The 22,463-nt window shown below is 71.2% G+C and carries 21 protein-coding genes and 5 tRNA genes; 9 read left to right on the top strand and 17 right to left on the bottom strand.

What is annotated here, in order from left to right:
* The first annotated feature begins 41 nt into the window (after positions 1-41).
* The 5 genes from ACIBLC_RS17115 (at position 42) to ACIBLC_RS17095 (ending at position 521) form a co-directional block, all read left to right on the top strand.
* Positions 42-114: transfer RNA gene (locus ACIBLC_RS17115), tRNA-Gly, on the top strand.
* Between the two features lie 39 nt (positions 115-153).
* Positions 154-227: transfer RNA gene (locus ACIBLC_RS17110), tRNA-Cys, on the top strand.
* A gap of 1 nt (position 228) precedes the next feature.
* Positions 229-300 (top strand) — tRNA-Val (locus ACIBLC_RS17105).
* A gap of 34 nt (positions 301-334) precedes the next feature.
* Positions 335-406: transfer RNA gene (locus tag ACIBLC_RS17100), tRNA-Val, on the top strand.
* 40 nt (positions 407-446) lie between these two features.
* Positions 447-521, top strand: a tRNA-Val gene (locus tag ACIBLC_RS17095).
* 74 nt (positions 522-595) lie between these two features.
* On the opposite strand, the gene ACIBLC_RS17090 is transcribed toward ACIBLC_RS17095, so the two are convergent.
* The 4 genes from ACIBLC_RS17090 to ACIBLC_RS17075 form a co-directional block, all read right to left on the bottom strand.
* The gene (locus ACIBLC_RS17090) at positions 596-889 is read right to left on the bottom strand and encodes a zf-TFIIB domain-containing protein (protein ID WP_399211743.1); all 294 of its coding nucleotides are present in this window, start codon (positions 887-889) and stop codon (positions 596-598) included.
* 73 nt (positions 890-962) lie between these two features.
* A complete protein-coding gene (locus tag ACIBLC_RS17085) occupies positions 963-1,898 on the bottom strand; it encodes an aminoglycoside phosphotransferase family protein (protein WP_399211742.1) in 936 nt (311 codons plus the stop codon).
* Positions 1,899-2,162: 264 nt separating this feature from the next.
* Complete coding sequence (locus ACIBLC_RS17080) at positions 2,163-2,369, bottom strand: hypothetical protein (RefSeq protein ID WP_399211741.1); 207 nt, start codon at positions 2,367-2,369, stop codon at positions 2,163-2,165.
* A 243-nt stretch (positions 2,370-2,612) separates the two neighbouring features.
* The gene (locus tag ACIBLC_RS17075; protein WP_399211740.1) at positions 2,613-2,852 is read right to left on the bottom strand and encodes a hypothetical protein; all 240 of its coding nucleotides are present in this window, start codon (positions 2,850-2,852) and stop codon (positions 2,613-2,615) included.
* 196 nt (positions 2,853-3,048) lie between these two features.
* Between ACIBLC_RS17075 and ACIBLC_RS17070 the strand changes: the two genes are divergently transcribed.
* A complete protein-coding gene (locus ACIBLC_RS17070; RefSeq protein ID WP_399211822.1) occupies positions 3,049-4,356 on the top strand; it encodes a serine/threonine-protein kinase in 1,308 nt (435 codons plus the stop codon).
* A 211-nt stretch (positions 4,357-4,567) separates the two neighbouring features.
* Here the strand turns inward: ACIBLC_RS17070 and ACIBLC_RS17065 are convergent, their stop codons facing one another.
* The 10 genes from ACIBLC_RS17065 to ACIBLC_RS17020 all read right to left on the bottom strand — a co-directional run bounded on the left by ACIBLC_RS17065 (position 4,568) and on the right by ACIBLC_RS17020 (position 17,915).
* Positions 4,568-5,386, bottom strand: coding sequence for a TrmH family RNA methyltransferase (locus ACIBLC_RS17065; protein ID WP_399211739.1), 819 nt, complete (start codon positions 5,384-5,386; stop codon positions 4,568-4,570).
* A gap of 64 nt (positions 5,387-5,450) precedes the next feature.
* Positions 5,451-6,686 carry a uroporphyrinogen-III C-methyltransferase gene (gene cobA, locus ACIBLC_RS17060; protein ID WP_399211738.1) on the bottom strand — a complete coding sequence of 412 codons (1,236 nt, stop codon included), beginning with the start codon at positions 6,684-6,686 and terminating at the stop codon, positions 5,451-5,453.
* Between the two features lie 165 nt (positions 6,687-6,851).
* Positions 6,852-10,781 (bottom strand): nicotinate-nucleotide--dimethylbenzimidazole phosphoribosyltransferase, encoded by a 3,930-nt coding sequence (gene cobT / locus ACIBLC_RS17055; protein WP_399211737.1) that lies wholly within the window; start codon positions 10,779-10,781, stop codon positions 6,852-6,854.
* 344 nt (positions 10,782-11,125) lie between these two features.
* Positions 11,126-12,346 carry a precorrin-6y C5,15-methyltransferase (decarboxylating) subunit CbiE gene (gene cbiE, locus ACIBLC_RS17050; RefSeq protein ID WP_399211736.1) on the bottom strand — a complete coding sequence of 407 codons (1,221 nt, stop codon included), beginning with the start codon at positions 12,344-12,346 and terminating at the stop codon, positions 11,126-11,128.
* 235 nt (positions 12,347-12,581) lie between these two features.
* Positions 12,582-13,217, bottom strand: coding sequence for a GNAT family N-acetyltransferase (locus tag ACIBLC_RS17045; RefSeq protein WP_399211735.1), 636 nt, complete (start codon positions 13,215-13,217; stop codon positions 12,582-12,584).
* 146 nt (positions 13,218-13,363) lie between these two features.
* On the bottom strand, positions 13,364-14,191 hold the full coding sequence (locus ACIBLC_RS17040; protein WP_399211734.1) for a MetQ/NlpA family ABC transporter substrate-binding protein: 828 nt from the start codon (positions 14,189-14,191) through the stop codon (positions 13,364-13,366).
* Between the two features lie 32 nt (positions 14,192-14,223).
* On the bottom strand, positions 14,224-15,051 hold the full coding sequence (locus ACIBLC_RS17035; RefSeq protein ID WP_399211733.1) for a MetQ/NlpA family ABC transporter substrate-binding protein: 828 nt from the start codon (positions 15,049-15,051) through the stop codon (positions 14,224-14,226).
* A gap of 86 nt (positions 15,052-15,137) precedes the next feature.
* On the bottom strand, positions 15,138-15,866 hold the full coding sequence (locus tag ACIBLC_RS17030) for a methionine ABC transporter permease (RefSeq protein WP_399211732.1): 729 nt from the start codon (positions 15,864-15,866) through the stop codon (positions 15,138-15,140).
* A complete protein-coding gene (locus tag ACIBLC_RS17025; RefSeq protein ID WP_399211731.1) occupies positions 15,863-16,954 on the bottom strand; it encodes a methionine ABC transporter ATP-binding protein in 1,092 nt (363 codons plus the stop codon). Before ACIBLC_RS17025 ends, ACIBLC_RS17030 begins: the two co-directional genes overlap by 4 nt.
* A gap of 313 nt (positions 16,955-17,267) precedes the next feature.
* Positions 17,268-17,915 (bottom strand): HAD family hydrolase, encoded by a 648-nt coding sequence (locus ACIBLC_RS17020; RefSeq protein ID WP_399211730.1) that lies wholly within the window; start codon positions 17,913-17,915, stop codon positions 17,268-17,270.
* Positions 17,916-17,984: 69 nt separating this feature from the next.
* Between ACIBLC_RS17020 and ACIBLC_RS17015 the strand changes: the two genes are divergently transcribed.
* Both ACIBLC_RS17015 and ACIBLC_RS17010 read left to right on the top strand, forming a co-directional pair.
* On the top strand, positions 17,985-18,344 hold the full coding sequence (locus ACIBLC_RS17015; protein WP_399211729.1) for a hypothetical protein: 360 nt from the start codon (positions 17,985-17,987) through the stop codon (positions 18,342-18,344).
* A gap of 1 nt (position 18,345) precedes the next feature.
* Positions 18,346-18,813 (top strand): hypothetical protein, encoded by a 468-nt coding sequence (locus tag ACIBLC_RS17010; protein WP_399211728.1) that lies wholly within the window; start codon positions 18,346-18,348, stop codon positions 18,811-18,813.
* Between the two features lie 138 nt (positions 18,814-18,951).
* On the opposite strand, the gene ACIBLC_RS17005 is transcribed toward ACIBLC_RS17010, so the two are convergent.
* The 3 genes from ACIBLC_RS17005 to ACIBLC_RS16995 all read right to left on the bottom strand — a co-directional run bounded on the left by ACIBLC_RS17005 (position 18,952) and on the right by ACIBLC_RS16995 (position 21,244).
* The gene (locus ACIBLC_RS17005) at positions 18,952-19,455 is read right to left on the bottom strand and encodes a GNAT family N-acetyltransferase (RefSeq protein ID WP_399211727.1); all 504 of its coding nucleotides are present in this window, start codon (positions 19,453-19,455) and stop codon (positions 18,952-18,954) included.
* Between the two features lie 45 nt (positions 19,456-19,500).
* Positions 19,501-20,007, bottom strand: a complete 507-nt coding sequence (locus ACIBLC_RS17000) for an RNA polymerase sigma factor (RefSeq protein WP_399211726.1) — start codon at positions 20,005-20,007, stop codon at positions 19,501-19,503.
* A gap of 73 nt (positions 20,008-20,080) precedes the next feature.
* On the bottom strand, positions 20,081-21,244 hold the full coding sequence (locus ACIBLC_RS16995; protein ID WP_399211725.1) for a glycerophosphodiester phosphodiesterase: 1,164 nt from the start codon (positions 21,242-21,244) through the stop codon (positions 20,081-20,083).
* A gap of 494 nt (positions 21,245-21,738) precedes the next feature.
* On the opposite strand from ACIBLC_RS16995, the gene ACIBLC_RS16990 reads away from it, so the two are divergent.
* Positions 21,739-22,368 carry a lysophospholipid acyltransferase family protein gene (locus tag ACIBLC_RS16990; RefSeq protein ID WP_399211821.1) on the top strand — a complete coding sequence of 210 codons (630 nt, stop codon included), beginning with the start codon at positions 21,739-21,741 and terminating at the stop codon, positions 22,366-22,368.
* The last annotated feature ends 95 nt before the right edge of the window (positions 22,369-22,463 follow it).

The raw sequence follows: 22,463 nt of genomic DNA, 5'->3' as shown, positions 1-22,463 counted from the left end.
CAACTCGTCGCCGCGACGCGCAAGCGGAACGGAACCGACAAGCGGACGTAGCTCAGTTGGTAGAGCGCAACCTTGCCAAGGTTGAGGTCGCCAGTTCGAACCTGGTCGTCCGCTCGCAGGACGTGGGGGCTCCAACCGAATCCCCACACTCCTGGTGGAGTGGCCGAGAGGCGAGGCAACGGCCTGCAAAGCCGTCTACACGGGTTCAAATCCCGTCTCCACCTCCAAGGACGATTAGCTCAGCGGGAGAGCGCTTCCCTGACACGGAAGAGGTCACTGGTTCAATCCCAGTATCGTCCACTGGTCCGCAAGGACTCGGTCCGCGAGGATCCCCGCGCGATTAGCTCAGCGGGAGAGCGCTTCCCTGACACGGAAGAGGTCACTGGTTCAATCCCAGTATCGCGCACGCAGCACCGGCGGTAAGCGTGGCTCAGGCCCCGTGACCCGCGCGATTAGCTCAGCGGGAGAGCGCTTCCCTGACACGGAAGAGGTCACTGGTTCAATCCCAGTATCGCGCACCAGCCGAAACCCCCCAGCCGTCTCGTACGGCTGGGGGGTTTCGTCGTTCCGGGGCCCGCGAGGGGCCCCGGGAGTCTCAGGACGAGAAGAGCATGCGGCCGAAGCTCTTCTGGCGGTGGTGGCCGCCGTACTGACCGCCGTGGCCTCCGTGACCGCCGTGCTGCGGGGCGCCCCAGGCCGGCGCGGGCGCGCCCTGGTACGGGGCTCCGGGGGGCGGCGGCGCGGGCTGCGACCACTGGGACTCCATCCGGGTCAGCGACTCCAGCTCGCCGTAGTCGAGAAATATCCCCCGGCAACCGCTGCACTGCTCGATCTGGACGCCGTTGCGGTTGTACGTGTGCATCGGCGCATGGCACTTCGGACACTGCATGCTCGGCTCAACTCCTCGCCGTCGGTACTGCTTCCGCCAGGACAGACACTGCCCGGCTTCGGTCGGTTGCACCCTACTTCGCGAAATCGGTCGCCAACTCGGGCGGGGCGCCGCTCATTCGGTCGCAGGCGTCGATCACGGCCTGCTCCACCTCGTCCAACGGGCGGTCCGCGGCGGCGGACTTGGCGATCGCCAGTGCCGCCGTCTGCACGGTGAGGGCGCGGGCCGCGACGTCCAGGGCGGGCCAGGGGTCACCCTGTGCGGGTACGGCCGGGCCGCCGGCGATCCGGTAGGCGGTCAGGAAGCGGGTCCATTCCTCGGGCGGGAGCAGGCCGCAGGCGTACCAGGCGGCCGGGCGGGCCAGGTCCCAGGCCGGGACGCCCACGCCGAGGTCGTCCACGTCGATGAGGAGCCACGGGCCGGTCGCCGCCGGCCGGCGTACGAGCTGGCCCAGGTGGAGGTCGCCGTGACAGAGCGTCGCCGTGGCCGGCATGGGAGCCTCCGCGCGTGCCCAGGCCGGGAGGACTGCCCAGGCGCGAAGAACCGGGGCGGCCGCCGGGTGCGGGCCCACCGCCCTGAGCCGGGCGATCGCGCGGGCCGCCTTCGCGGGGCCTCGCATGGGCGGCAGCCCGTCCGGCGCGGGTGACCGGTGCAGGCGGGCCAGCAGGGCGGCGGCGTCCTCCCACGGGGCCGCCTCGGGGTTCCCCGGATCGACGGGGCTGCCGTACGGCCAGAAGGTCACCAGGCGGCCGTGGAGATCGACGGGCGTCGGGCGGAGTGGGGCGAGGAGGATCCCCCCGAGGGCGGGGTCCGCGGCGACCGCCAGGCGGCGGGCGAGCTCCCCCGGGTCCGTACCGGGCGCGTGCGCCTTGGCGACGGTGTCGCCGTGCCGGACGACAGTGCCGTCCTGCCTGTCGGCGAGGACCGTGTCGTCGTGAGCACAGGCCCCTTCCGAATGGGCCGCACCGCGCGCCTCGGCGGTCAGCGCGGGCAGCACGTCTGCGGTCACGAGTCCCCCTGCGAGTACTTACGGTTCCCCGCGAGCGTACGCAGCCACCGAAGGGGCTCCGAACCGCAACCATCAACTGAGCGACCCCCACGGCGAGCGATACGGTCCGCGAAAGCAGCGCCGGTCCAGGCGCACAACACGGCAATGCCCGCGCAGCTCCCCAGCTGCGCGGGCATTTTTTGCCGTCCGCCGCACCCCCGTCCCCACGGGGTTTCATGGCCGGATGTCCCCGCCCGGACCGCTCTTCCGGGCCTGGGGCGCCGCTCAGCGCCCCAGCATCACGCCCACGGACGACGCTTGTGTGACCACTGCTTCCCAGCCGCCGAAGACGACTACGAGCAGGGCCGCCAGGGGAAGGACCATCGCTGTCGCCACCAGTGGGTGGCGCTGACCCTGGCGGGTGCTGAACGCGGCGGTGTATGCCTTGCGTCCCTGCGTGCGGATCATTGTCCGCGATGCCGTGTGGGCCATGGTCCTCTCCTGACCGAGCTTCTGTTGTGGTTGGCAGCGGCGGGTGTCTGACCTCGGGGGACGAGTGCTGCACCCGCCGCTTGACTTCAAATCTAGGGGTGCGGCGCCGATGGGTCGTCATGCCCTCGTACCGATTGGCGGGCCTCCCGGAGGATGACCGATGACCTGCGGAGTACTCCCCTGGGTGGAGATGAGGTCCCGGGCCTCAGGGTCTTCCCGGAGGGGGTGTCCGGTCTGCCCGGGCTATCCCGTCTGTTCCGAGCTGTCTTCCCTGGGGACCGGCTGCTCCACCAGTGCCAGGACGCGGGTCGCCATGAAGCGGGCGGTACGCACCACTGATCCGCTTCGGGTGACTTCGCTCACTTCCACGACCCCTCGGCGGACCGCTGTCTCCACCCTGCGGCCTGCCCTGCTGGCCACCACCTCGTACGTTCTCGTCGTGTCCCCGGCGTCCACGACTATCTCCACTCGGTCACCCTTCACGGGTTCAATCCCCCTTCTGCGACGGATGGTTGGGATCACAGCCGGCCCAAAGCCGCACTGCTCGCACGCTCCCTGACCACCTTTCAAGTTTCCCACCCGGCACTGACAATCGATCGGGCCGAGAGGGCGCGGCCTCTGCGCGCCACCGGCCGCGTAAACGTAAGCTGTGGCTCGTCAAACGGACCGGGCAGCGGGGATGGACATGGCGATGATGCGCCTGAGGCGCGAGGACCCGCGTGTCGTCGGCTCGTTCAGGCTTCACAGACGGCTCGGCGCGGGTGGGATGGGCGTGGTCTACCTGGGCTCCGACCGGCGTGGGCAGCGGGTCGCGCTCAAAGTGATCCGGCCCGATCTGGCGGAGGATCAGGAGTTCCGGTCGCGGTTCGCGCGCGAGGTCTCGGCCGCGCGGCGGATTCGCGGCGGGTGTACGGCGCGGCTCGTCGCGGCGGATCTGGAGGCCGAACGGCCCTGGTTCGCCACGCAGTACGTTCCCGGGCCCTCCCTGCACGACAAGGTCGCCGAGGAAGGGCCGATGCCCGCCGCCGACGTGGCCGCGGTGGGCGCCGCACTGTCCGAGGGGCTCCTCGCGGTGCACGAGGCCGGTGTCGTGCACCGGGATCTCAAGCCGTCCAACATCCTGCTGTCCCCGAAGGGGCCGCGGATCATCGACTTCGGGATCGCCTGGGCGACGGGCGCGAGCACCCTCACGCACGTCGGTACGGCGGTCGGGTCGCCGGGCTTCCTCGCGCCCGAGCAGGTGCGCGGAGCCGCCGTCACCCCGGCGACGGACGTGTTCGCGCTGGGCGCCACGCTCGCGTACGCGGCGATGCAGGACTCCCCCTTCGGACACGGCAGTTCCGAGGTGATGCTCTACCGGGTCGTGCACGAGGAACCCCAACTGCACGGCGTACCGGACTCGCTGGCGCCTCTCGTACGGGCCTGTCTGGCGAAGGACCCCCAGGAGCGGCCCAGCACGCTCCAACTGTCGCTGCGGCTCAAGGAGATCGCGGCCCGCGAGACGCAGGGGCTGGCCGATGTCCGGCCGCCCGCGCCGCGCACCGATCCCGACCGGCCGACGGGGCGGCTCGCCGAGCAGTACGCCGAGCAGCGCACCCAGCGGCGTCCGCAGGGCACTCCCCCGCCGCGGACGGGCGGAACGAACGGCGCCGCCGGGCCGCGGTCGGGCGCCCGTCCGGCTCCCGCGCGGAACACCGGCCGTTCCGGCAGCAGACCCGGGGCGCGCAGTGGCACGGGTCGTCCGGGGCCCCGGACCACCGGTACCGGCAGGCGGCCCGCCAATCCGCGGCTGTTGCGTCAGCGGCTCTTCGTGTTCGTCGTGGTGACCCTGCTGGTCGCGCTGGGGATCGCGGTGGCGCAGGGCTGCCAGGGTCCGGCGCGGAGCCTCGACGACGACCGGCACGTACGCGACGACGTACGGCAGTCACGGCCCTACGATTCGGTGCCCGAGGACGTGGCCGACTCCCGGAGCGGATTCGAGGACTAGCGCCGTGACGGGCACTGGTCGAGGACCGGCGCCGTGACAGGCACTGGCTAAGGGCTGTCCCGTAATCCCCGGTGGATCAGCGCGCGGCGTCAGATGCGGTGCATCGCAAGACGGAGGGTCGTCCTCATACCGGGTGTATTCGGGCGATCCGACAACGCGGCGAGGTGCCGTAGCTGTCGTCGTGCGCCCGCCGGGGATTACGGGACAGCCCTTAGGGCTGCGGGCGGCCCGTCGCCACGGCGTAGAAGGCGACGGCGGCCGCCGCGCCCACGTTGAGCGAGTCGACGCCGTGGGCCATCGGGATGCGGACCCACTCGTCGGCCGCCATCAGGGCCTTCGTGGAGAGGCCGTCTCCCTCCGCGCCGAGCATCAGCGCGACCCGGTCCATACGGTGCGGGGCCGCTTCGTCGAGGGACTTGGCCTTCTCGTCGGGGGTGAGGGCGAGGAGGTTGAAGCCGGCGTCGCGGACCGACTCCAGGCCCTTGGGCCAGGAGTCGAGACGGGCGTAGGGGACCGCGAAGACGGCACCCATGGAGACCTTCACGCTGCGGCGGTAGAGCGGGTCCGCGCAGTCCGGGGAGAGCAGGACCGCGTCCATGCCGAGGGCCGCGGCGGAGCGGAAGATCGCGCCGATGTTGGTGTGGTCGTTGACCGACTCCATGACGACCACGCGGCGCGCGGTCCGCAGGAGTTCGTCGGAGGCCGGGAGCGGCTTGCGCTGCATGGAGGCGAGGGCGCCGCGGTGCACGTGGTAGCCGGTGACCTGTTCGGCGAGCTCCGGGCTGACCGCGTACACCGGGGCGGGCAGCTCGTCGATGACGTCGCGCATGACGTCGACCCACTTGGCGGAGAGCAGCATCGAGCGCATCTCGTACCCGGCGTCCTTGGCACGTCTGATGACCTTCTCGCCCTCGGCGATGAACAGGCCCTCGGCGGGTTCGCGCTTGCGGCGCAGCTCCACGTCGGTCAGGCCCGTGTAGTCGCGCAGACGGGGGTCGGCGGGGTCCTCGACGGTGATGAGATCGGCCACAGGGTGATACTGCCTTGTCCTGGGTGTGGTGCCAACGGCTGGGAAGGTGTTGTGTTACCGGGGGTTACCGGTTGAGGTTCCCGGGGCCCACGTTGACGACCTCGCCGATGACGATGACCGCCGGGGGCCTGACGTCCTGTGTGCGTACCGTCTCCGCGACCGTCTCCAGGGTCGCGTCGACCCGGCGCTGGGCCGCCGTGGTGCCCTCCTGGACGAGGGCGACAGGGGTGTCGGCCGCCTTGCCGTTGTCCATGAGCGTGCGGGCGATGGCGCCGATCTTGTCGACGCCCATGAGCACGACCAGCGTGCCGCGCAGTCTGCCGAGGGCCCGCCAGTCGACGAGGGAACGTTCGTCGTCGGGGGCGACATGGCCGCTGACCACCGTGAACTCGTGGGCGACCCCGCGGTGGGTGACCGGGATGCCCGCGGCGCCCGGCACCGAGACCGAGCTGGAGATGCCGGGGACCACCGTGCAGGCGATGCCCGCTTCGGCGAGGGCCTGGGCCTCCTCCATGCCGCGGCCGAAGACGAAGGGGTCCCCGCCCTTCAGCCGTACCACCGACTTGCCCTGCCTGGCGTGTTCGATCAGCGCGTTGTTGATGGCCTCCTGGGCCATGTAACGGCCGTACGGGATCTTCGCCGCGTCGATCACCTCGACGTGCGGCGGGAGTTCGGCGAGCAGGTCGCGCGGCCCGAGCCGGTCGGCGATGACGACGTCCGCCTCGGCGAGGAGGCGGCGGCCGCGCACCGTGATCAGGTCCGGGTCACCGGGGCCGCCGCCGACCAGGGCGACGCCGGGGGTGCGGGTGCGGTAGTGGGGGGCCACGAGGGTGCCGTCGCGGAGGCCCTCGACCACCGCGTCGCGGATCGCGGCGGTGTGGCGGGGGTCGCGGCCCCGGGCGTCGGTCGTGAGGACCGCGACCGTGACGCCCTCGCTGTGGCCGGTGGCCGGGGTCCACGCCGTCGCCGCGTCGGCGTTGTCGGAGCGGACGCACCAGACCCGGTGGCGTTCCGCTTCGGCGGAGGCTCCGGCGTTCGCCTCGTGGTCGCTGGTGGCGATCAGGGCGTACCAGGTGTCTTCCAGGTCGCCCTCCTGGTACGGGCGCCTCGTCCAGGTGATCTCACCCGCGTCCGCCATCGCTTCCACGGAGGGAGTGGCCTCCGGGGATACGAGGTGGATGTCCGCGCCCGCCGCGATGAGCGCCGGGAGGCGGCGTTGGGCGACCTGACCGCCGCCGAGGACCACCACGCGGCGGCCGGTGAGGCGGAGGCCTACGGGGTAGGCGGGGTGTTCGGCCATGGCGGTGCGGCTCCTCCTGCGGGGCCGCCGCGCTGGGCTGGAGCGGCCTTGACGTGCTGTTTCCGGGTCCGGGTCCACGATACGGCGGCGGCCGATGCGGTTCCTTCCCCAGGGCCGCCCCTTCCTCGAACCGAGGGCAGCGCCTCCGGGCCCTCGTCCTCGCGTCTACTTCTCGGTCACCCCGGCCGAGTCGAACGTCGCCACCTCGTGCATCGCCCGTGCCGCGCTCTGCACCACCGGGAGGGCCAGCAGCGCCCCGGTGCCCTCGCCCAGGCGCAGGTCGAGGTCGACCAGCGGGCGCAGGCCCAGCTTGTTCAGGGCGGCCACGTGACCCGGCTCGGCGCTGCGGTGGCCCGCGATGCAGGCGGCGAGCACCTCGGGGGCGATGGCGCGGGCCACGAGGGCCGCGGCGCCGGCGCTGACACCGTCCAGGATCACCGGCGTACGCAGGGACGCGCCGCCGAGGAGGAGGCCGACCATGGCGGCGTGTTCGAGGCCGCCGAAGGCCGCGAGCACGCCGATGGGGTCGGCGGGGTCCGGCTGGTGGAGTTCGATGGCGCGGCGCACGACCTCGGTCTTGCGGGCGAGGGTCTCGTCGTTGATGCCCGTGCCGCGGCCGGTCACCTCGGACGGGTCGGTGCCCGTGAAGACCGAGATGAGGGCAGCCGACGGAGTGGTGTTGGCGATGCCCATCTCACCGGTCAGCAGGGCCTTGTTGCCCGCCGCCACCAGGTCGCGGGCCGTCTCGATGCCCACCTCGATGGCCGCGACGACCTCCTCGCGGGTCAGCGCGGGTCCGGTCGTCATGTCGGCGGTGCCGGCGCGGATCTTGCGCGGCAGCAGACCCGGCGTGGCCGGGAGGTCGGAGGCGACGCCCACGTCGATGACGCAGACCTCGGCGCCGACCTGGTTGGCGAACGCGTTGCAGACCGCGCCGCCGCCGAGGAAGTTGGCCACCATCTGGGCGGTGACCTCCTGCGGCCAGTGGGTGACGCCCTGGGCGTGCACACCGTGGTCGCCGGCGAAGATCGCGACCGCGGCGGGCTCCGGGATCGGCGGCGGGCACATCCGGGACAGGCCCGAGAGCTGCGCGGAAATGATCTCCAGCATGCCGAGCGCGCCGGCGGGCTTGGTCATCCGCTTCTGGCGTTCCCAGGCCTCGCCGAGCGCCTTCGCGTCCAGCGGACGGATGTTGGAGATCGTCTCGGCGAGCAGGTCGTGCGGCTCCTCACCGGGCAGCGCGCGACGGCCGTACGTCTCCTCGTGGACGACCCACGAGAGCGGGCGGCGCTTGGACCAGCCGGCCTGCATCAGCTCGGGTTCGTCCGGGAACTCGTCGACGTAGCCGACACAGAGGTAGGCGACGACCTCCAGGTGCTCGGGGAGGCCAAGCGCGCGGACCATCTCGCGCTCGTCGAAGAAGCTGACCCAGCCGACGCCGAGGCCCTCGGCGCGGGCCGCGAGCCAGAGGTTCTCGACCGCGAGCGCGGAGGAGTACGGGGCCATCTGCGGCTGCGTGTGGCGGCCCAGGGTGTGGCGGCCGCCGCGGGTCGCGTCGGCGGTGACGACGATGTTCACCGGGGTGTCGAGGATGGCCTCGATCTTGAGTTCCTTGAACTGCTTCGCACGGCCCTTGGGCAGCGACTTCGCGTACGCCTCGCGCTGACGGGCCGCGAGTTCGTGCATCGAACGCCGGGTGTCGGCCGAGCGGATCACCACGAAGTCCCAGGGCTGGGAGTGCCCGACGGACGGTGCGGTGTGGGCCGCCTCCAGGACGCGGAGCAGTACGTCGTGCGGGATCGGGTCGCTGCGGAAGCCGTTGCGGATGTCGCGGCGCTCGCGCATCACGCGCAGGACGGCCTCGCGCTCGGCGTCGTCGTAGCCGGGTGCCGCCGGGCCGGTGGACTCTCGTACGTCTGCCACTGCGGCCGTGCTCTCTTCCTGGTCGGCGCCCTGAGTGTCCAGGTCGTCCGCTTGCTGTGCCACCACGGTCTCCGCGGCCGCCGGGAGCGGCTCCGGCACGGAGACCGACTGAGCCTCCGCCGCCGCTTCGGCCTCCGGCGCCGCCGCCTCGCGGGGCGCGGGTACGGGGGCGACGGACTCCGTCTCGACGAGATCCGTCTCGACGATCTCGGCCTCGACGATCTCCGCATCGACGACAGGAGCCTGCGGGGTTTCCGCCGCGGGTTCCTCGGCCGGGGGCTGCTCCTCGGCGAGGAAGGGCGGCACCGTCATGGCGTGGGGCGGAGTCGGGGCGAGGTGCGGGGTCGTCGGCACCGTGCCCTCCACCGGCACGAACTGGCCGAGGGAATGGTCCGCGTGGGGTTCGAGAGGTGCGGCCGGGAGTTCGGAAGCACCCGCTCCTTCGCCGGGGACCGGGAAGTGCTCGCCATGGGCCTGGCCCACGGCTGTGTGCGGGGCCTGGGCATACGCGCCGACACCTGCCGGGACGCTGTGCGGGGGCTGGGACGCGGACACCTCGGCGAACGCGGGAGGTGTCTGCTCCTGGGAGTGGGGCCGGGACTGGGCCTGCGGCAGCGCCTGGCCGGGCGCGAGCGAGCCCTCCGCGTGGGATCCGGTGTCCGCGAACTGGGCGGCGTGGTCCGGGATGTGGACAGCGGGGGCGGTCGCGAACCGGGGTGCCTGGAGGGCCTCGTCAGACGCCTCGGACTGGTCGGCCAAGTGGACAGCCGCGGGTCCGGTGGCCTGCGGCGGGGTCGCGTGCGCTCCGCGCGAGTCCTGCTCCGGTGCCTGGTACTGGTCGGGACTCTGCTCCGGCGCCTGGTACCGGTCGGGATTCCGCTCCGGTGCGACGTGCTGGTCGGGGGCGAAGTGCTCGGCGTCCGGCGGGACCGGCGCCTGCGGGGCAGGGTGCACGGGCGCGTAGGCCTCGGCGGTGTACTCGGCGTCGGCTGTCGGCACCTGGGCGGGCGGGGCCTCGGAGAAGGGGGTCTCGTCCAGGGCCGGCGTGAGGTGACGAGGGTCCGGCGTTCCGTCGGTGGCGGGCGCGAACATGGCCTCGGAAACCTGCGTCGCCTCGGGCGGCAGGGCGGGGGCCGGGGACTCGGGAGCGAGGCCCGGGGCCGCGTCGATGTCCTGGGACACCTGCGCGGGCCCCGAGAACTGGACCGCCTCCGGCTCCTGAGGCACCTCGGCGAACGCCGGGGCCTCAGCGAACGCCGCGGCCTCGGCGGCCTCCTGACCCTGGGACTCCTGAGCCGCTTCGGGTTCCTGGGAGACCTCGGCGAACGCCGCCCGGTCCTCTGCCACCTCCTGGGCCCGCTCATGAACAGCGGGGACGAAAGCGGGGACGTGCGCGAACTCCGTGCCGCTCGCCGCCTCCGGGACGACCGTTTCTGCTGCGGCCTCTTCCGGTCCCGACGGAGGAGCCCCCCACGGCATCGCGCCCTGCGGCGGGATCTCGGAGAGCTGCTGCACGTCGAGGTACTCGGGCCCGGCGGTCGGCGGACCGGGGTGGCGTAGGGGAGTCACCGGGGCGGTGTACACGGCCGCGGGGCTCACCCGCGCGCCGGCGGGGCCGCGGTCGGCGAGCGAACGCACCGGACTCGCGGAGCCGTCCGGAGTCGGCGGGCCGAGGTGCAGCGGGCGACGGGGCGGCGTCGGCTGCGGGGCAGGCACGGGCTCCGGCGCGCGGACGGCGGCGAGGTCGACCGAACCGCTGTCGCGCCCGGCAGCCTCGTGCGGACCGGGCTCGTGCGAGAAGGGCTCTTCTCCGGCTGACTCGTGCGGGAGGGGCTCGTGCCCCGCTGACTCGTGTCCAGCCAACTCTTGCGAACCCGGCTCGTGCGGAAGCGGCTCGTGCGGAAGCGGCTCGTATGCAGCCCCCTCGGGCGCACCCGCCTCATGCGCACCCGGCTCGTGGACGAACGGCATCGGGGCAGGTGGCGGCACCTCGTTGCCCCACGCGCCCTGGGCCCCGGGCGCGCCGGGCATCAGGAGCAGGTCGTCGTCATCTGCGGGAGTCCCGGAGGGGTCGAGGAAGGTGTACGCACCCGGCGCGAGGACGCCCGGCTGATCCACCATGCCTGCGTTCTCCGGCAGTCCCTCGCCCGGGACCTGGCCGGTGTCAGTCATGCGTACCCCTCGCCCATCGGTTAGTGCTTCCAAGTCCAGCTCGCCCGGAACGGCGCACCGACCGCCCCACGGTGAAGAACGAGCGCGCATGCCCAGCGGCACGAACGACCGACCAAGAAAGACGACAAAGCCATTAACTGGCATTGTCCCGGTCGTTCCGCCCTCGCGACAGCTTGATCCGCGAGGGCCCGCTGTGGACTGCGCCACGTTGCGCGTCCTCCGGTTCGCCGTACCACACACACCTCAAAACGGGCGCGTTTTCCGGACATTGGCCTACGAAAGGCTGATCCCCCGAAAGCGGTACAACGATCGGCCAGCCTACCGCGCGCAGTACGACAACAGGATCACAGGGCGCGATCGACGCGATCGGGCAGACGGCCTGTGAGCAGGAACGCGACGCTCCGCTCCGTCTCCGTCCAGGCCCTTGTGTCGAGTTCGACGGACTGGATGAGGGCGCATTCGACCTGGTATCCGTGCTCCGTCAGGTGCCGGCCGATGAGCTCCGCGGCGTCGCGGGTCGAGGCGTGCGTGACGATGCACTGCGGCCGGCGGTCGGCGACCGCCGAGACCACCGCGACTCCGCCGCCCCCGACCCGTACGACGTCGGGTTCGGGGAGATCTTCCAGGACGTGCGGGGCGGTGCCGTGCACGATCTGCATCTGGACGCCGAAGCGGCGCGCGGAGTCCTCGGTGCGGGCGCAGGAGCCGGGGTCGCGGTCGACCGCGATGACGGCCGCCCCGGTGCGGGCCGCCTCGGTGGCGAAGGCGCCGCTGCCCGAGCCGATGTCCCAGACGAGGTCTCCGAGGCGCGGTCCCAGGCGGGCGAGTTGGGCGGCGCGCAGCAGATCCGTTTCGCCTTCGCCGAGTGCGCCGCCGTACGCCTTCGCGGGCAGCGCCCAGCCGCGCGGTCCCGCACCCGGCTCGCGTCCCGCGATCCAGCCGCCGCCCTCCACCGTGGCCACGTAGCCGCCGATGACGATGACGACGTTCGGGTCCCGCCAGGTGTGGTCGGCCGCTTTGTCGGAGGTGAGCATCGTGACCTGCTCGTTCGCGGTGCCGAGTTCCTCGCAGATGACGAAGGTGCGGTGCACTCCGTCCATGAGGAGGCCGAGTTCGGCGGGGCCCGCGCCCGGCGAGGTGAGGACGGCGACCTTGGTGTGGGCGCGGCACACGTTCACCGCTCGTCGCAGGGTGCGGGCGTGGGCGACGACCACATGTGCGTCGTCCCAGGCCATTCCGGCGCGGGCGAACGCGGTGGCCACCGAGGAGACGGCGGGGACGACCTCGACCTCCAGGCCGAACTCGGGGCCCCGCAGGGTGCGTACGACGCCGAAGAAGCCCGGGTCGCCGTCGGCGAGGACGACGGCGCTGCCCCGGTGGCCCGCGATCCGGCGGGCCGCCAGGGCGACGCTGCCGAGGCGGATGCGTTCGGCGTTCGCGGGCACCTCGGGGAGTGCGAGGTGGTGGGCCGTGCCGGCCACCAGTGTCGCGGCGCCGAGAGCCGAGCGCGCCGCGGCGGTCAGTGGCGAGCCGTCCCAGCCGATCACCGTGACCCGGTCGGCCATCGTCGTCAGTCTCCAGACCAGAAAGGATTTCGCGGGTCGTCAGGGGCAGGCCCGAGGGCAGGCTCCGTGAGGGTATCCGGTGTCGCTCGACGGCGCTCCGACGGGCTCCGAGGGCGGGAGCGGTCCCGCGGATCCAGGCCGGCGGCTCCGGAACCGACGTAGTCAGGGCCCGCTCCGGGGTCTCCCCCGTTTTCGCTCGGCGGACTCCCCGTTTTCGGTTCCAGCAGGAGAATGTTCAGTTCCAGTCGGAGAGCGACGTGAAACCGCTGTCGGCGAACTGCTCACCGAGGCCGTCGAGATCCTCCGGCAGCAGGCTCCACACGATGTAGTCGGTGCGTACGTCGGTCCAGCCGCCGTCCTCGGTACGGGTGCGCGCTATGCAGGCGCCCCGCAGGACACCCTCGCTGATGCAGCCGATCTTCTGGGCGACCTGCTGCGAGGCGGTGTTGTCGGCGGCCGTACGCAGTTCGACGCGCTCGAACTTCTGGTCGCGGAAGAGCCATTGGGCGGTGGCGAGCGCGGCCTCGGAGGCGTAGCCCTCACCGCGGGCCCAGGGGGCGATGATGTAGGACATCTCGGTGGACCGTACGTGCCAGTTCGTCTTGGCGAGCTGGATGATGCCGACAAGGCGCTGGGTGAGGAACTCGGTGACGGCCAGGTCGAGTCCGCGGCCCGCCTCGCGTTCGGCGGGCGCGTAGTCGGTGATCCAGGAGCGGGCGCCGTCCTCGGTGTAGGGCTGGGGCACCGCTGTCCAGGCCGCCACCATCTCGTCGTTCATCATCTCGGTCAGGGCGGGTACGTCGTCGTCCTCGAGCGCGCGCAGGACCAACCGCTCCGTGCTGATGGAGATGTCGGGGAAGGTGCTCGTCATGCGCCGCTCCGTAACCTTCGGGAACCTCGGGCCCGGGATAACCGTCGGGTCCGCTGAACTGCCCAGCATGCAGCATGAAACCACCGGGACACACCACGGGGTCCACTCCCGGTAGCGGAGTGGACCCCTGGCGGTGACGAGGACCGTCAGCCCGAAGTGACGGGCAGGACCGAGCCCTTGTACTTGTCCTCGATGAACTTCCTGACCTCCGGCGAGGTCAGGAGCTCCGCGAGCTTCTCGACCCGCGGGTCGTCCTCGTCGCCCTTCCTGACCGCCAGGAGGTTCGCGTAGGGGTTGTCCTTCGCGGACTCCAGGAGGATCGCGTCGGTGGCGGGGCTGAGCCCCGCGTCCTGGGCGTAGTTGTTGTTGATGACCGCGGCCGCCACGTCGTCGAGCGAGCGGGGCAGTTGGGCGGGCTCCAGCTCCTTGAACGTCAGGTGCTTCGGGTTGGCCGTGATGTCCGCGGGGGACGCGGCCGTTCCCGCCCCGTCCTTGAGCGTGATGACTCCCTCGGCGGCGAGGAGCTTCAGGGCGCGGCCCTCGTTGGTGACGTCGTTGGGCACCGCGACGGTGGCTCCGTCGGCGAGCTCGGTGACGTCCCCGGCCTTCTTCGAGTACACGCCCATGGGCGGCAGATACGGCTTGACCACCGACACCAGGTCCGTGCCCTTGGACTTGTTGAAGTCGTCCAGGAAGGGCTGGTTCTGGTAGAGGTTCGCGTCGAGCGAGCCCTCCTGGAGCGCGGTGTTCGGCAGCACGTAGTCCGTGAACTCCCGGATCTCCAGGTCGAGTCCCGCCTTCTCGGCGAGATCCTGCTTGATGTACGACAGGACCTCGCCGGCCGGTACCGCGGTGGCGCCGACGACCAGTGCGTCGTCGCCGCCGCTGCCGGACCCGGAGCCCGAACCACAGGCGGTCGGGCCGAGGCCGAGGACCACGGCGGAACCGATCGCGGATATGACGTGCTTACGCATTTCGACTGCCCCCTGCGTCTCCGGTCGCCCGGTCAGAACGACGGGATGACGGAACCCTCGTACTTGTCCTCGATGAACTTCTTGACCTCGGGCGAGGTGAGGAGCTTCGCGAGCTTCTTGACGCGCGGGTCGTCCTCGTTGCCGTCCTTGACGGCGAGGAAGTTGCCGTACGGGTTGTCCGTCGCGGACTCCAGGACGAGGGCGTCCTCGGCGGGCGAGAGGTCGGCCTCGATCGCGTAGTTGCCGTTGATCACCGCGGCGTCGACGTCCTCGAGGGAGCGCGGGGTCTGCGCCGCCTCCAGCTCCTTGAACTTGAGGTTCTTCGGGTTCTTGGTGATGTCCGAGGGGGTCGCCTCGTTGCCCACGCCGTCCTTGAGCGTGATGATCCCGTTGGCGGCGAGCAGCTTGAGCGCCCGCGCCTCGTTGACCGAGTCGTTCGGGACGGCGATCGTCGCACCGCTCTTCAGGTCGTCCGCGCTCTTGGCCTTGCTGGAGTACAGGCCGAGGGGCTCCAGGTGCACCGTGACGACGGGCACGATGTGGGTGCCGTTCTTCTTGTTGAAGTCGTCCAGGTAGGGCTGGTTCTGGAAGTAGTTGGCGCCCACGGACCCGTCCTCGGTCGCCGTGTTCGGCGTGACGTAGTCGGTGAACTCCTTGACCTCCAGGTCGAGTCCCGCCTTCTTCGCCAGGTTGTCCTTGACGTAGTCGAGGATCTCGGCGTGCGGGACCGGGCTGGCGGCGACGACCAGCGGACCGCTGGTGTCGGAGGCGGAGTCCTTGTCCGAGCCGCAAGCGGTCAGGCCGAGGGTGAGGGCTCCGGCTGCGAGGACGGCGGTGGTGATCTTGGTGGCGTTACGCACGAAAAGTGCCTTTCCATGTGGGTGAAGCGTCCCCGTGTCGGGTGTACGGGGAGATCTGCGGGTGGGTGAGGAGGTATTCGGGCGGCCTAGCCGACGTCCGCGGTGGCGGGCTCCTTGGCCTTCAGCAGCCTCAGCCGGGGTCCGGCCCCGGACTGTCCGCCGCGCCGGTGCAGGCCGCGCGCGGCGAAGTCGCCGGCGAACTGGATGACCGAGATGACCACCGCGAGGATGCCCACGGTGATCCACATCAGTTCGGTCTCGAACCGCTGGTAGCCGTACCGGATCGCGATGTCGCCGAGGCCTCCGGCGCCGACGGTGCCCGCCATCGCCGAGTAGCCGATGAGGGCGACGATCGTGGTGGTCGCCGAGGAGATCAGCGACGGCAGGGACTCCGGTACGAGGACCTTGCGGACGACGGTCCAGGTGTTGCCGCCCATCGACTGCACGGCCTCGACGAGTCCGCCGTCCACTTCGCGGACAGCCGTCTCGACGAGGCGCGCGAAGAAGGGGATCGCCCCGATCGCGAGCGGCACGATGGCGGCCTCGCGGCCGATCGTCGACCCGGTGAGCCAGCGGGTGAAGCTCATCAGCGCGACCATCAGGATGATGAACGGCATGGAGCGGGCGATGTTCACGATCTGCCCGATCACCCTGTTCGCCAGGACGTTCTGGAGCAGGCCGCCGCGGTCGGTGAGGACGAGCAGGATGCCGAGCGGGAGCCCGCCGACGACGGCGATGAGCGTGGACCAGCCCACCATGTAGAAGGTGTCCCAACACGCCTGGGACAGCAGCGGCTGCATCTCCGACCAGGTCACTTGGCACCATCCTTCAGCAGTACGGGCGCCTGGCCCTGGACGTCGATCTGCAGCCCCTGCTCACGCAGGAACCCGATCGGCACGACGTTCTCCTCGTAGGGGCCGGGCAGTTCGATGCGCATCCGGCCGACCTGTTTGCCCGCGACGGTGTCCATCGCGGCGCCGAGGATCGAGATGTCGATGTTGTAGGTGCGGGAGAGCTGCGAGATGACGGGCCGGGTCGCGGCCTCGCCGTGGAAGGTGACGTCGATGACGGTGCGGTCGTCGCCCGACGGGTCACCGCTGACCGGGAAGAGCGCGGCGGCCAGCTCGGAGCCGGGGGTGGCGAGCAGCTCGCCGACCGTGCCGGACTCGACGATCCTGCCGTTCTCCATGAGGGCGGCCGAGTCGCAGATGGTCTTGACGACGTCCATCTCGTGCGTGATGAGCAGGACGGTCAGCCCCAGCTGCCGGTTCAGGTCGCGCAGCAGTTGGAGGATGGAGCGGGTGGTCTCCGGGTCGAGGGCGCTGGTCGCCTCGTCGGAGAGCAGCACCTTCGGGTCGCCGGCCAGGGCGCGGGCGATGCCGACGCGCTGCTTCTGGCCGCCGGAGAGCTGCGCCGGGTAGGACTTGGCCTTGTCGGTGAGACCGACCAGGTCGAGCAGGTCGAGCGCCTTGCGGGAGCGCTCCTTGCCGGAGACGCCGAGAATCTCCAGCGGCAGTTCGACGTTGTCCTGGACGGTGCGCGAGGACAGCAGGTTGAAGTGCTGGAAGACCATCCCGATGTGGCTGCGGGCCCTGCGGAGCTCCCGGCCCGCGCGGGGCCCCCGGCCTGCGAGCGCGGTGAGGTCCTGCCCGGCGACGGTGACCGTGCCGGACGTGGGGCGCTCCAGGAGGTTGACGCAGCGGATGAGCGAGGACTTGCCGGCGCCGGACTGGCCGATGACGCCGTACACCTCGCCTTCGCGGACGTGCAGATCGACGCCGTCGAGGGCGGTGACCTCACGGCCGCGCGAACGATAGACCTTGTGCAGGTCCTTGGTCGTGATCACTGGGGTTTCCGTCACTGTCGAGTGCGGGGCGTGGGTGTGCGCCGGGCACGGGTGCATTCGGTCGGGAACGCGGCACGGTTCTCGCGGTGGCGATGGCAGCCGGGAATTCAGAGGAATCGTGTGCGCGGTGCGGCGCCACTCACGTCCGGGGGACGGGCAGGGCGCGCCGACTCGCTTCGGGGCGCGAGGCTCGGGTGGTGCGGGGGCCCTCTAGCAGGCGCACATTCGACACATACAACGAGCACCGGGCGTCATGGTCGCCTCGGTCGCAAGGATGCGGCTGCTCGTCGTGGTCATGGGATCAAGTAAAGCAGACACACAGGTGGGAGCCACCCCCGCTGTCCGGACTCCGGACAGCGGTGGACACCTCTCAGCCTCGGACGGAGACCTCCACTCCGTGCTCCGTGACCAGCGCGGACAAGGCGGAGAGGTCCTCGACCACGAGGTCGGCGTCCAGCTCGTCGGACCGGTGGGTTGTGGCCAACGCCACGGTGGTCATCCCGGCGGCGCGGCCCGCCTGGAGGCCGGCCGGAGCGTCCTCGAAAACCACGCAGCGGGCCGGGTCGACGCCCAGTTCGCGGGCGGCGAGGAGGTAGGGCTCGGGGTCGGGCTTGCCGCGGGTGATGTCGTCGGCGGTCACCAGTGTCTTGGGGCGGATGCCGGCCTCGGCGAGCCGCGCCTCGGCCAGCCGCCGGGTGGCGGAGGTGACGACGGCCCAGCGCTCGGCGGGGAGGGAGGCGAGGAACGCGGCCGTCCTGGGAAGCAGCAGGACCCCGCCAGGTACGTCGTCGACCTCGAGCTGCTCGATGCGCGCGAGGGCCTCGGGGACGACGTCGGCGGGCAGCAGGTCGGCGGCTATCTCGGCGGCGGGGCGGCCGTGCAGTTCGATCCGGGCGAAGTCCTCGGCGGTGATGCCGTACTCCTCGTACCAGCGCCTCCAGCAGCGGTTCACGGACTCCAGGGAGGAGACGAGCGTGCCGTCGTTGTCGAAGAGGAGGGCTTCAGCATGGATCGTCATGCCTTCGACCCTACGGGCCACCCCGGGGGCGGGAGCGGCGGGCCTTTTGGGCCGTAATAGGGTCGCGGCATGCTTGATGCCCTGACGGTCGCGACCGCCGTCGCCGCGCTCGCGCTCGCCGCCTGGTGCGGCTGGGCCGCCTACCGGGACCAGCCGACCAAGGACTGGCACTTCATCGGCATGGCCGTGGTCTCGCTGCTCGCCGTGATCCAGCTGGTGATCGGCATCGTCCAGCTGGCTCGCGGCGAGCAGCCGGACCAGGGCACGACGATCTTCGTGGCGTATCTGATCGGCGCCTTCGCGTGCATCCCGGCCGCGGGCTTCATGTCGCTGGCGGAGCGGACCCGCTGGGGGTCGATCACCGTGGCCGCGGGCGGCATCGTCCTGGCCGTTCTCGAAGTGCGGCTCTATGACATCTGGGGAGGCTGAGATGACGGCCGCGGAGGAGAACGGGACCGTGGACCAAGGGAACGACGGGGCCGTGGACCAGGAGAGGAAGCGGACACGGCTCATCGGCGGTCCGGGCATCCTGCTGGTCTGGCTGTACGGCGTGATGGTCGTCGGCGCGGTCTCGCGCAGCGCCGTGCAGATCTCGACGGAGTTCGACAAGGCCCCGCTCGCCTACTCGCTCTCCGCGATCGCGGGGCTCGTCTACGGCTTCATCACGTACTCGCTCGTCCGGGGCGGCGAGAGGGCCCGCAGGGCGGCGCTGGTGTGCTGCGCCGCCGAGCTCGCGGGCGTGCTGATCGTCGGGACCTGGACGCTGGTGGAGCCGTCCGCCTTCCCCGACGCCACGGTGTGGTCGGACTACGGGATGGGCTATCTGTTCATCCCGGTGCTGCTGCCGGTCTCGGCGATGTACTGGCTCCGCAAGGCCGCCCGTACGACCGCTCGGTGACCGCCGGCCGCTGAGCGGGGCCGGGGAGGTCCGGATCGGCTGCGCTCCGAGGGGGTGCGGGGAACCGCGCGGCCGGCCACGACGGACCCGCAGGTGACGCTCCGGACCAGGTAGCGCACCGGACCTACAGCGGAGCGCTTACGCGCTGGCCACGAAGGCGCCTGCCTCGGCGCCCTTCGCCAGGGTCACCAGGGTGAGCCGCTCGTCCACGCGTTGCGTGGAGATCTGCGCGTAACCGTGTTTGCGGTAGAGCCGCAGGTTGCGGTCGCTGCGGTGGCCGGTGAAGAGCTCGTAGGACTTGGCCGCGCCGTCCGCGCCGAGCCTGGCCTCGATCGCGGCGAGCAGCCGTCCGCCCAGCCCGTGGCGCTGCATGCGCGGGTGGACGATGAGCTTGTTGATACGGGCGGTGCCGTCGGGGTCCACGGCGCCGCGGACCGAGGCCACCACCTCGTCCCCGAGCCGGGCCACCAGAACCGTGCCCCCGGCCAGCTCCGCCCTCAGGGAGTCGAGCGGCTGGGTGAGCGGCTCGATGCCGTAGTCGCCGTACAGCTCGGCCTCGCTCTGGTAGCAGAGGTACTGAAGCTTGAGGATCTGCTCGGCGTCCTGCGTGGTCGCCGCCGAGATGGTCACGCTCATGCCCATGTGTGCACGCCTCCCGCTCACCTGTTCCACCGGTCGTCCTCACTCCTATCCCCGTGGTTCCCCGGCCGCAACCTCCGGCGTCAGCAATCGCCGCAGACATCCCAGACATCGGGAACGTTCCGGACCCAGACTGCCCTGTGAGATACCCAACTCCCCCGCGATCTCCCGGTAGGTGAGGTCCTTGGGCGAGAGCAGCGCCGCCAGCAGGCTCGGGCAGCGGCCGGGCAGGCGGCGTACCGCGTCGTGCAGGGCGCGGCGGCGGGCGGCGGTCATCGCCAGCTGTTCGGGGCCGGTGCCGCGGTCGTCGACGGGATCGGCGGCGTACGGCTGTTCGACGCGGGCCGTACGGCGGCTGCGGCGGGCCTCGGAGCGGACCGCGCGGCGCAGCCATCCCTGGGGGTCGACAGGCGGGCCGTCCGTGTCGAGGCGCTCCAGGAGGCGCAGCCAGACGGCCTGTTCCAGGTCGCCCTGTTCGGCGCCGGACGCATATGCCTCCGCCGAGGCCTCGGCGGCGAGCAGCGGACGCAGGGTGGCAACCATGTCTTGTGTCATATGCGGCACGACGCGGCCGCCCCGGCGGTGGTTGCCGGGGCGGCCGTCTGTCACCCCAACCGGGGTGGCGGGGTCATCCGTTGACGAAGTCCGCGCGGGCGAGCACCCCGGTGTCGGCGTTGTCGGTGAAGACGCCGTCGATGCCCGTCTCGAAGTAGACCTTGAAGACGCCGAAGACGTCGCCGTAGGCGTCCGCGTCGGTGCCCTTGCGGTAGGCCGGCGGCAGGAAGGGGTTCTCGTTGCGCATCGTGTAGGGGTGCAGGATCAGGCCCTGCGCGTGCGCGTCCTTGACCAGCGTGGTCGGCTTGGTGAAGTTGCCGCTCGCGTCCTTCGGGATGATCAGGTCGAGCGTAGGGCCGATCCCCTGGGCGTAGGAGGCGATCTCCTTGAGGCCCTTGGGGGTGACGAGGTCGGCGACGGTGCGCGGGTCACCGGTCGCGACGAAGTCCCAGGGCCGGGTGTTCGCGGCGGAGAGCAGCACCGCGAGCGGGTTGTCGACGAGCTTGTTCATGCGCTGGATGCTGGTCGGCTCGAAGGACTGGATGATGACCGGCGAGTTCTTCTTGTCCTTGCCGGCCTTGCGCAGCAGCTTGGCGAGCCTCTCCTCGGTGCCGAGGCCGAGCGCCCGGAAGTAGGTGGGGTGCTTGAGCTCGGGGTAGATCCAGACCTGCTTGCCGCGCTTGCGGGTCTGCTCGTCCTGCCACTTGAGCACCTCCTCGAACGTGGGGATCTCCCAGCGTCCGTTGTAGAGGGTGTTGTGCGGCCGGTTGGCGGGGATGCGCTCGACCGCCCGCAGGGTCTTCAGCTCGGCGAGTGTGAAGTCCTCCGTGAACCAGCCGGTGGTGGCGACCCCGTCGAGGCTCTTCGTGGTCTTACGGCCGGCGAACTCCGGGTGGTCCGTGACGTCCGTGGTGCCGCCGATCTCCGGCTCGTGACGGCAGACGAGGTGACCGTCCTTGGTGGGCACCAGGTCGCCCGCCTCGACGACGTCCGCGCCGAGGTCGAGGGCCAGCTGGTAGGACCCGAAGGTGTGCTCCGGCCGGTATCCGCTGGCCCCGCGGTGTCCGATGATCGTCGGCTTGGGCAGGCTCCGGTAGCCGCCCCCCGACCGCCGCGCGTCCGCGCGGGCCGCGGTGGGCAGTCCGAGGACCGCTCCGCCCGCCCCGAGCGCCGCGGCTCCGAGCAGCGTCCGCCGCGCGGTGCCCCGTTCCTGTCCGTTCGACTCCTGCGCTCCCATGACTACTCCCGCTGTAGTGCCCCCGCGCCTGTCAAAGCGGGTCGATCGTAAGTTCCCTTGCGTGACGGGAGGGAGACCTGCGGCGGAACACACGGGTGCCCCTGCGTGTCGTACGGGACAAGCGTGCTGACGGCCCGTCGGTCTGCGGCTTCGAACCCGCTGTGCCGGGTACTCGCACGGCGGCGGCGTGGAGAACTGCCACCGACGGTCGCCGGATGCGGCGCGACGGACGGTCACGGGTGCCGTGCGACGAACGGTCGCGGGTGCCGCGCGCGAGTTCCGTCACATCGCTCCGGCCGTCTGAGGGCGGCTCACCGGCACGCTCCCGCAGGTAAACGTACGTCAACAGTGCGTATCCAGTCAGTGAACCCGATGTGCATTACCCCGGGGGCCGCGAGTATCGTCCTCACCTGCACATACTCATATCGAATCCCTTGACACCGGAGGGCCCGTTGTCCCGCTTCGCGCTCATCAAGGCAGTGCTCGGACCGATCATGCGCCTGATGTTCCGCCCACGGGTGGAGGGTGCGGAGAACATTCCGGGCGAGGGTCCGGTGATCCTGGCCGGCAACCACCTCACGTTCATCGATTCGATGATCATGCCGCTGTTCTGCGACCGCCAGGTCTTCTTCATCGGCAAGGACGAGTACGTCACCGGCAAGGGCCTCAAAGGCCGCCTGATGGCCTGGTTCTTCACCGGCTGCGGCATGATCCCGGTCGACCGGGACGGCGGGCGCGGCGGAGTCGCGGCGCTGATGACCGGCCGCCGGGTGCTGGAGGAGGGCAAGGTCTTCAGCATCTACCCGGAGGGCACCCGCTCCCCCGACGGCCGGCTCTACCGGGGCCGCACGGGCATCGCCCGCCTCGCGATGATGACCGGCGCGCCCATCGTCCCGTTCGCCATCATCGGCACGGACAAGATCCAGCCCGGCGGCTCCGGCATCCCGCGCCCGGGCCGGGTCACGGTCCGCTTCGGCAAGGCGATGGAGTTCTCGCGGTACGAGGGGATGGACCGCGACCGCTATGTCCTGCGGGCCGTGACCGACTCCGTGATGACCGAGGTCATGCGGCTGTCCGGCCAGGAGTACGTGGACATGTACGCGACGAAGGTCAAGGCGGCGTAAGGCGCTCCGGCGGGACCTCGGGTCCGTGGTCAGCCGCGAGCCCGAGGGACAACGCCGGGTACGGAGCCGAGACCATCAGGTGAGGGCCAACCCGT

It is taken from the genome of Streptomyces sp. NPDC050535, assembly GCF_044457665.1.
Taxonomy (GTDB): Bacteria; Actinomycetota; Actinomycetes; order Streptomycetales; family Streptomycetaceae; genus Streptomyces.
The sequence above is the reverse complement of the archived record's forward strand: the minus strand, read 5'-3'. Positions and strand labels throughout refer to the sequence as shown.

Coding starts and splice junctions, on each gene's coding strand:
- ACIBLC_RS17005 (WP_399211727.1), bottom strand. CDS start 19,455: ATGGGCATGAGCGTGACCATCTCGGCGGCGACCACGCAGGACGCCGAG.
- ACIBLC_RS17000 (WP_399211726.1), bottom strand. CDS start 20,007: ATGACACAAGACATGGTTGCCACCCTGCGTCCGCTGCTCGCCGCCGAG.
- ACIBLC_RS16995 (WP_399211725.1), bottom strand. CDS start 21,244: ATGGGAGCGCAGGAGTCGAACGGACAGGAACGGGGCACCGCGCGGCGG.
- cbiE (WP_399211736.1), bottom strand. CDS start 12,346: ATGGCCGACCGGGTCACGGTGATCGGCTGGGACGGCTCGCCACTGACC.
- ACIBLC_RS17090 (WP_399211743.1), bottom strand. CDS start 889: ATGCAGTGTCCGAAGTGCCATGCGCCGATGCACACGTACAACCGCAAC.
- cobT (WP_399211737.1), bottom strand. CDS start 10,781: ATGACTGACACCGGCCAGGTCCCGGGCGAGGGACTGCCGGAGAACGCA.
- ACIBLC_RS17020 (WP_399211730.1), bottom strand. CDS start 17,915: ATGACGATCCATGCTGAAGCCCTCCTCTTCGACAACGACGGCACGCTC.
- ACIBLC_RS17025 (WP_399211731.1), bottom strand. CDS start 16,954: ATGCACCCGTGCCCGGCGCACACCCACGCCCCGCACTCGACAGTGACG.
- ACIBLC_RS17045 (WP_399211735.1), bottom strand. CDS start 13,217: ATGACGAGCACCTTCCCCGACATCTCCATCAGCACGGAGCGGTTGGTC.
- ACIBLC_RS17070 (WP_399211822.1), top strand. CDS start 3,049: ATGGACATGGCGATGATGCGCCTGAGGCGCGAGGACCCGCGTGTCGTC.
- ACIBLC_RS17015 (WP_399211729.1), top strand. CDS start 17,985: ATGCTTGATGCCCTGACGGTCGCGACCGCCGTCGCCGCGCTCGCGCTC.
- ACIBLC_RS17040 (WP_399211734.1), bottom strand. CDS start 14,191: ATGCGTAAGCACGTCATATCCGCGATCGGTTCCGCCGTGGTCCTCGGC.
- ACIBLC_RS16990 (WP_399211821.1), top strand. CDS start 21,739: ATGCGCCTGATGTTCCGCCCACGGGTGGAGGGTGCGGAGAACATTCCG.
- ACIBLC_RS17080 (WP_399211741.1), bottom strand. CDS start 2,369: ATGGCCCACACGGCATCGCGGACAATGATCCGCACGCAGGGACGCAAG.
- cobA (WP_399211738.1), bottom strand. CDS start 6,686: ATGGCCGAACACCCCGCCTACCCCGTAGGCCTCCGCCTCACCGGCCGC.
- ACIBLC_RS17010 (WP_399211728.1), top strand. CDS start 18,346: ATGACGGCCGCGGAGGAGAACGGGACCGTGGACCAAGGGAACGACGGG.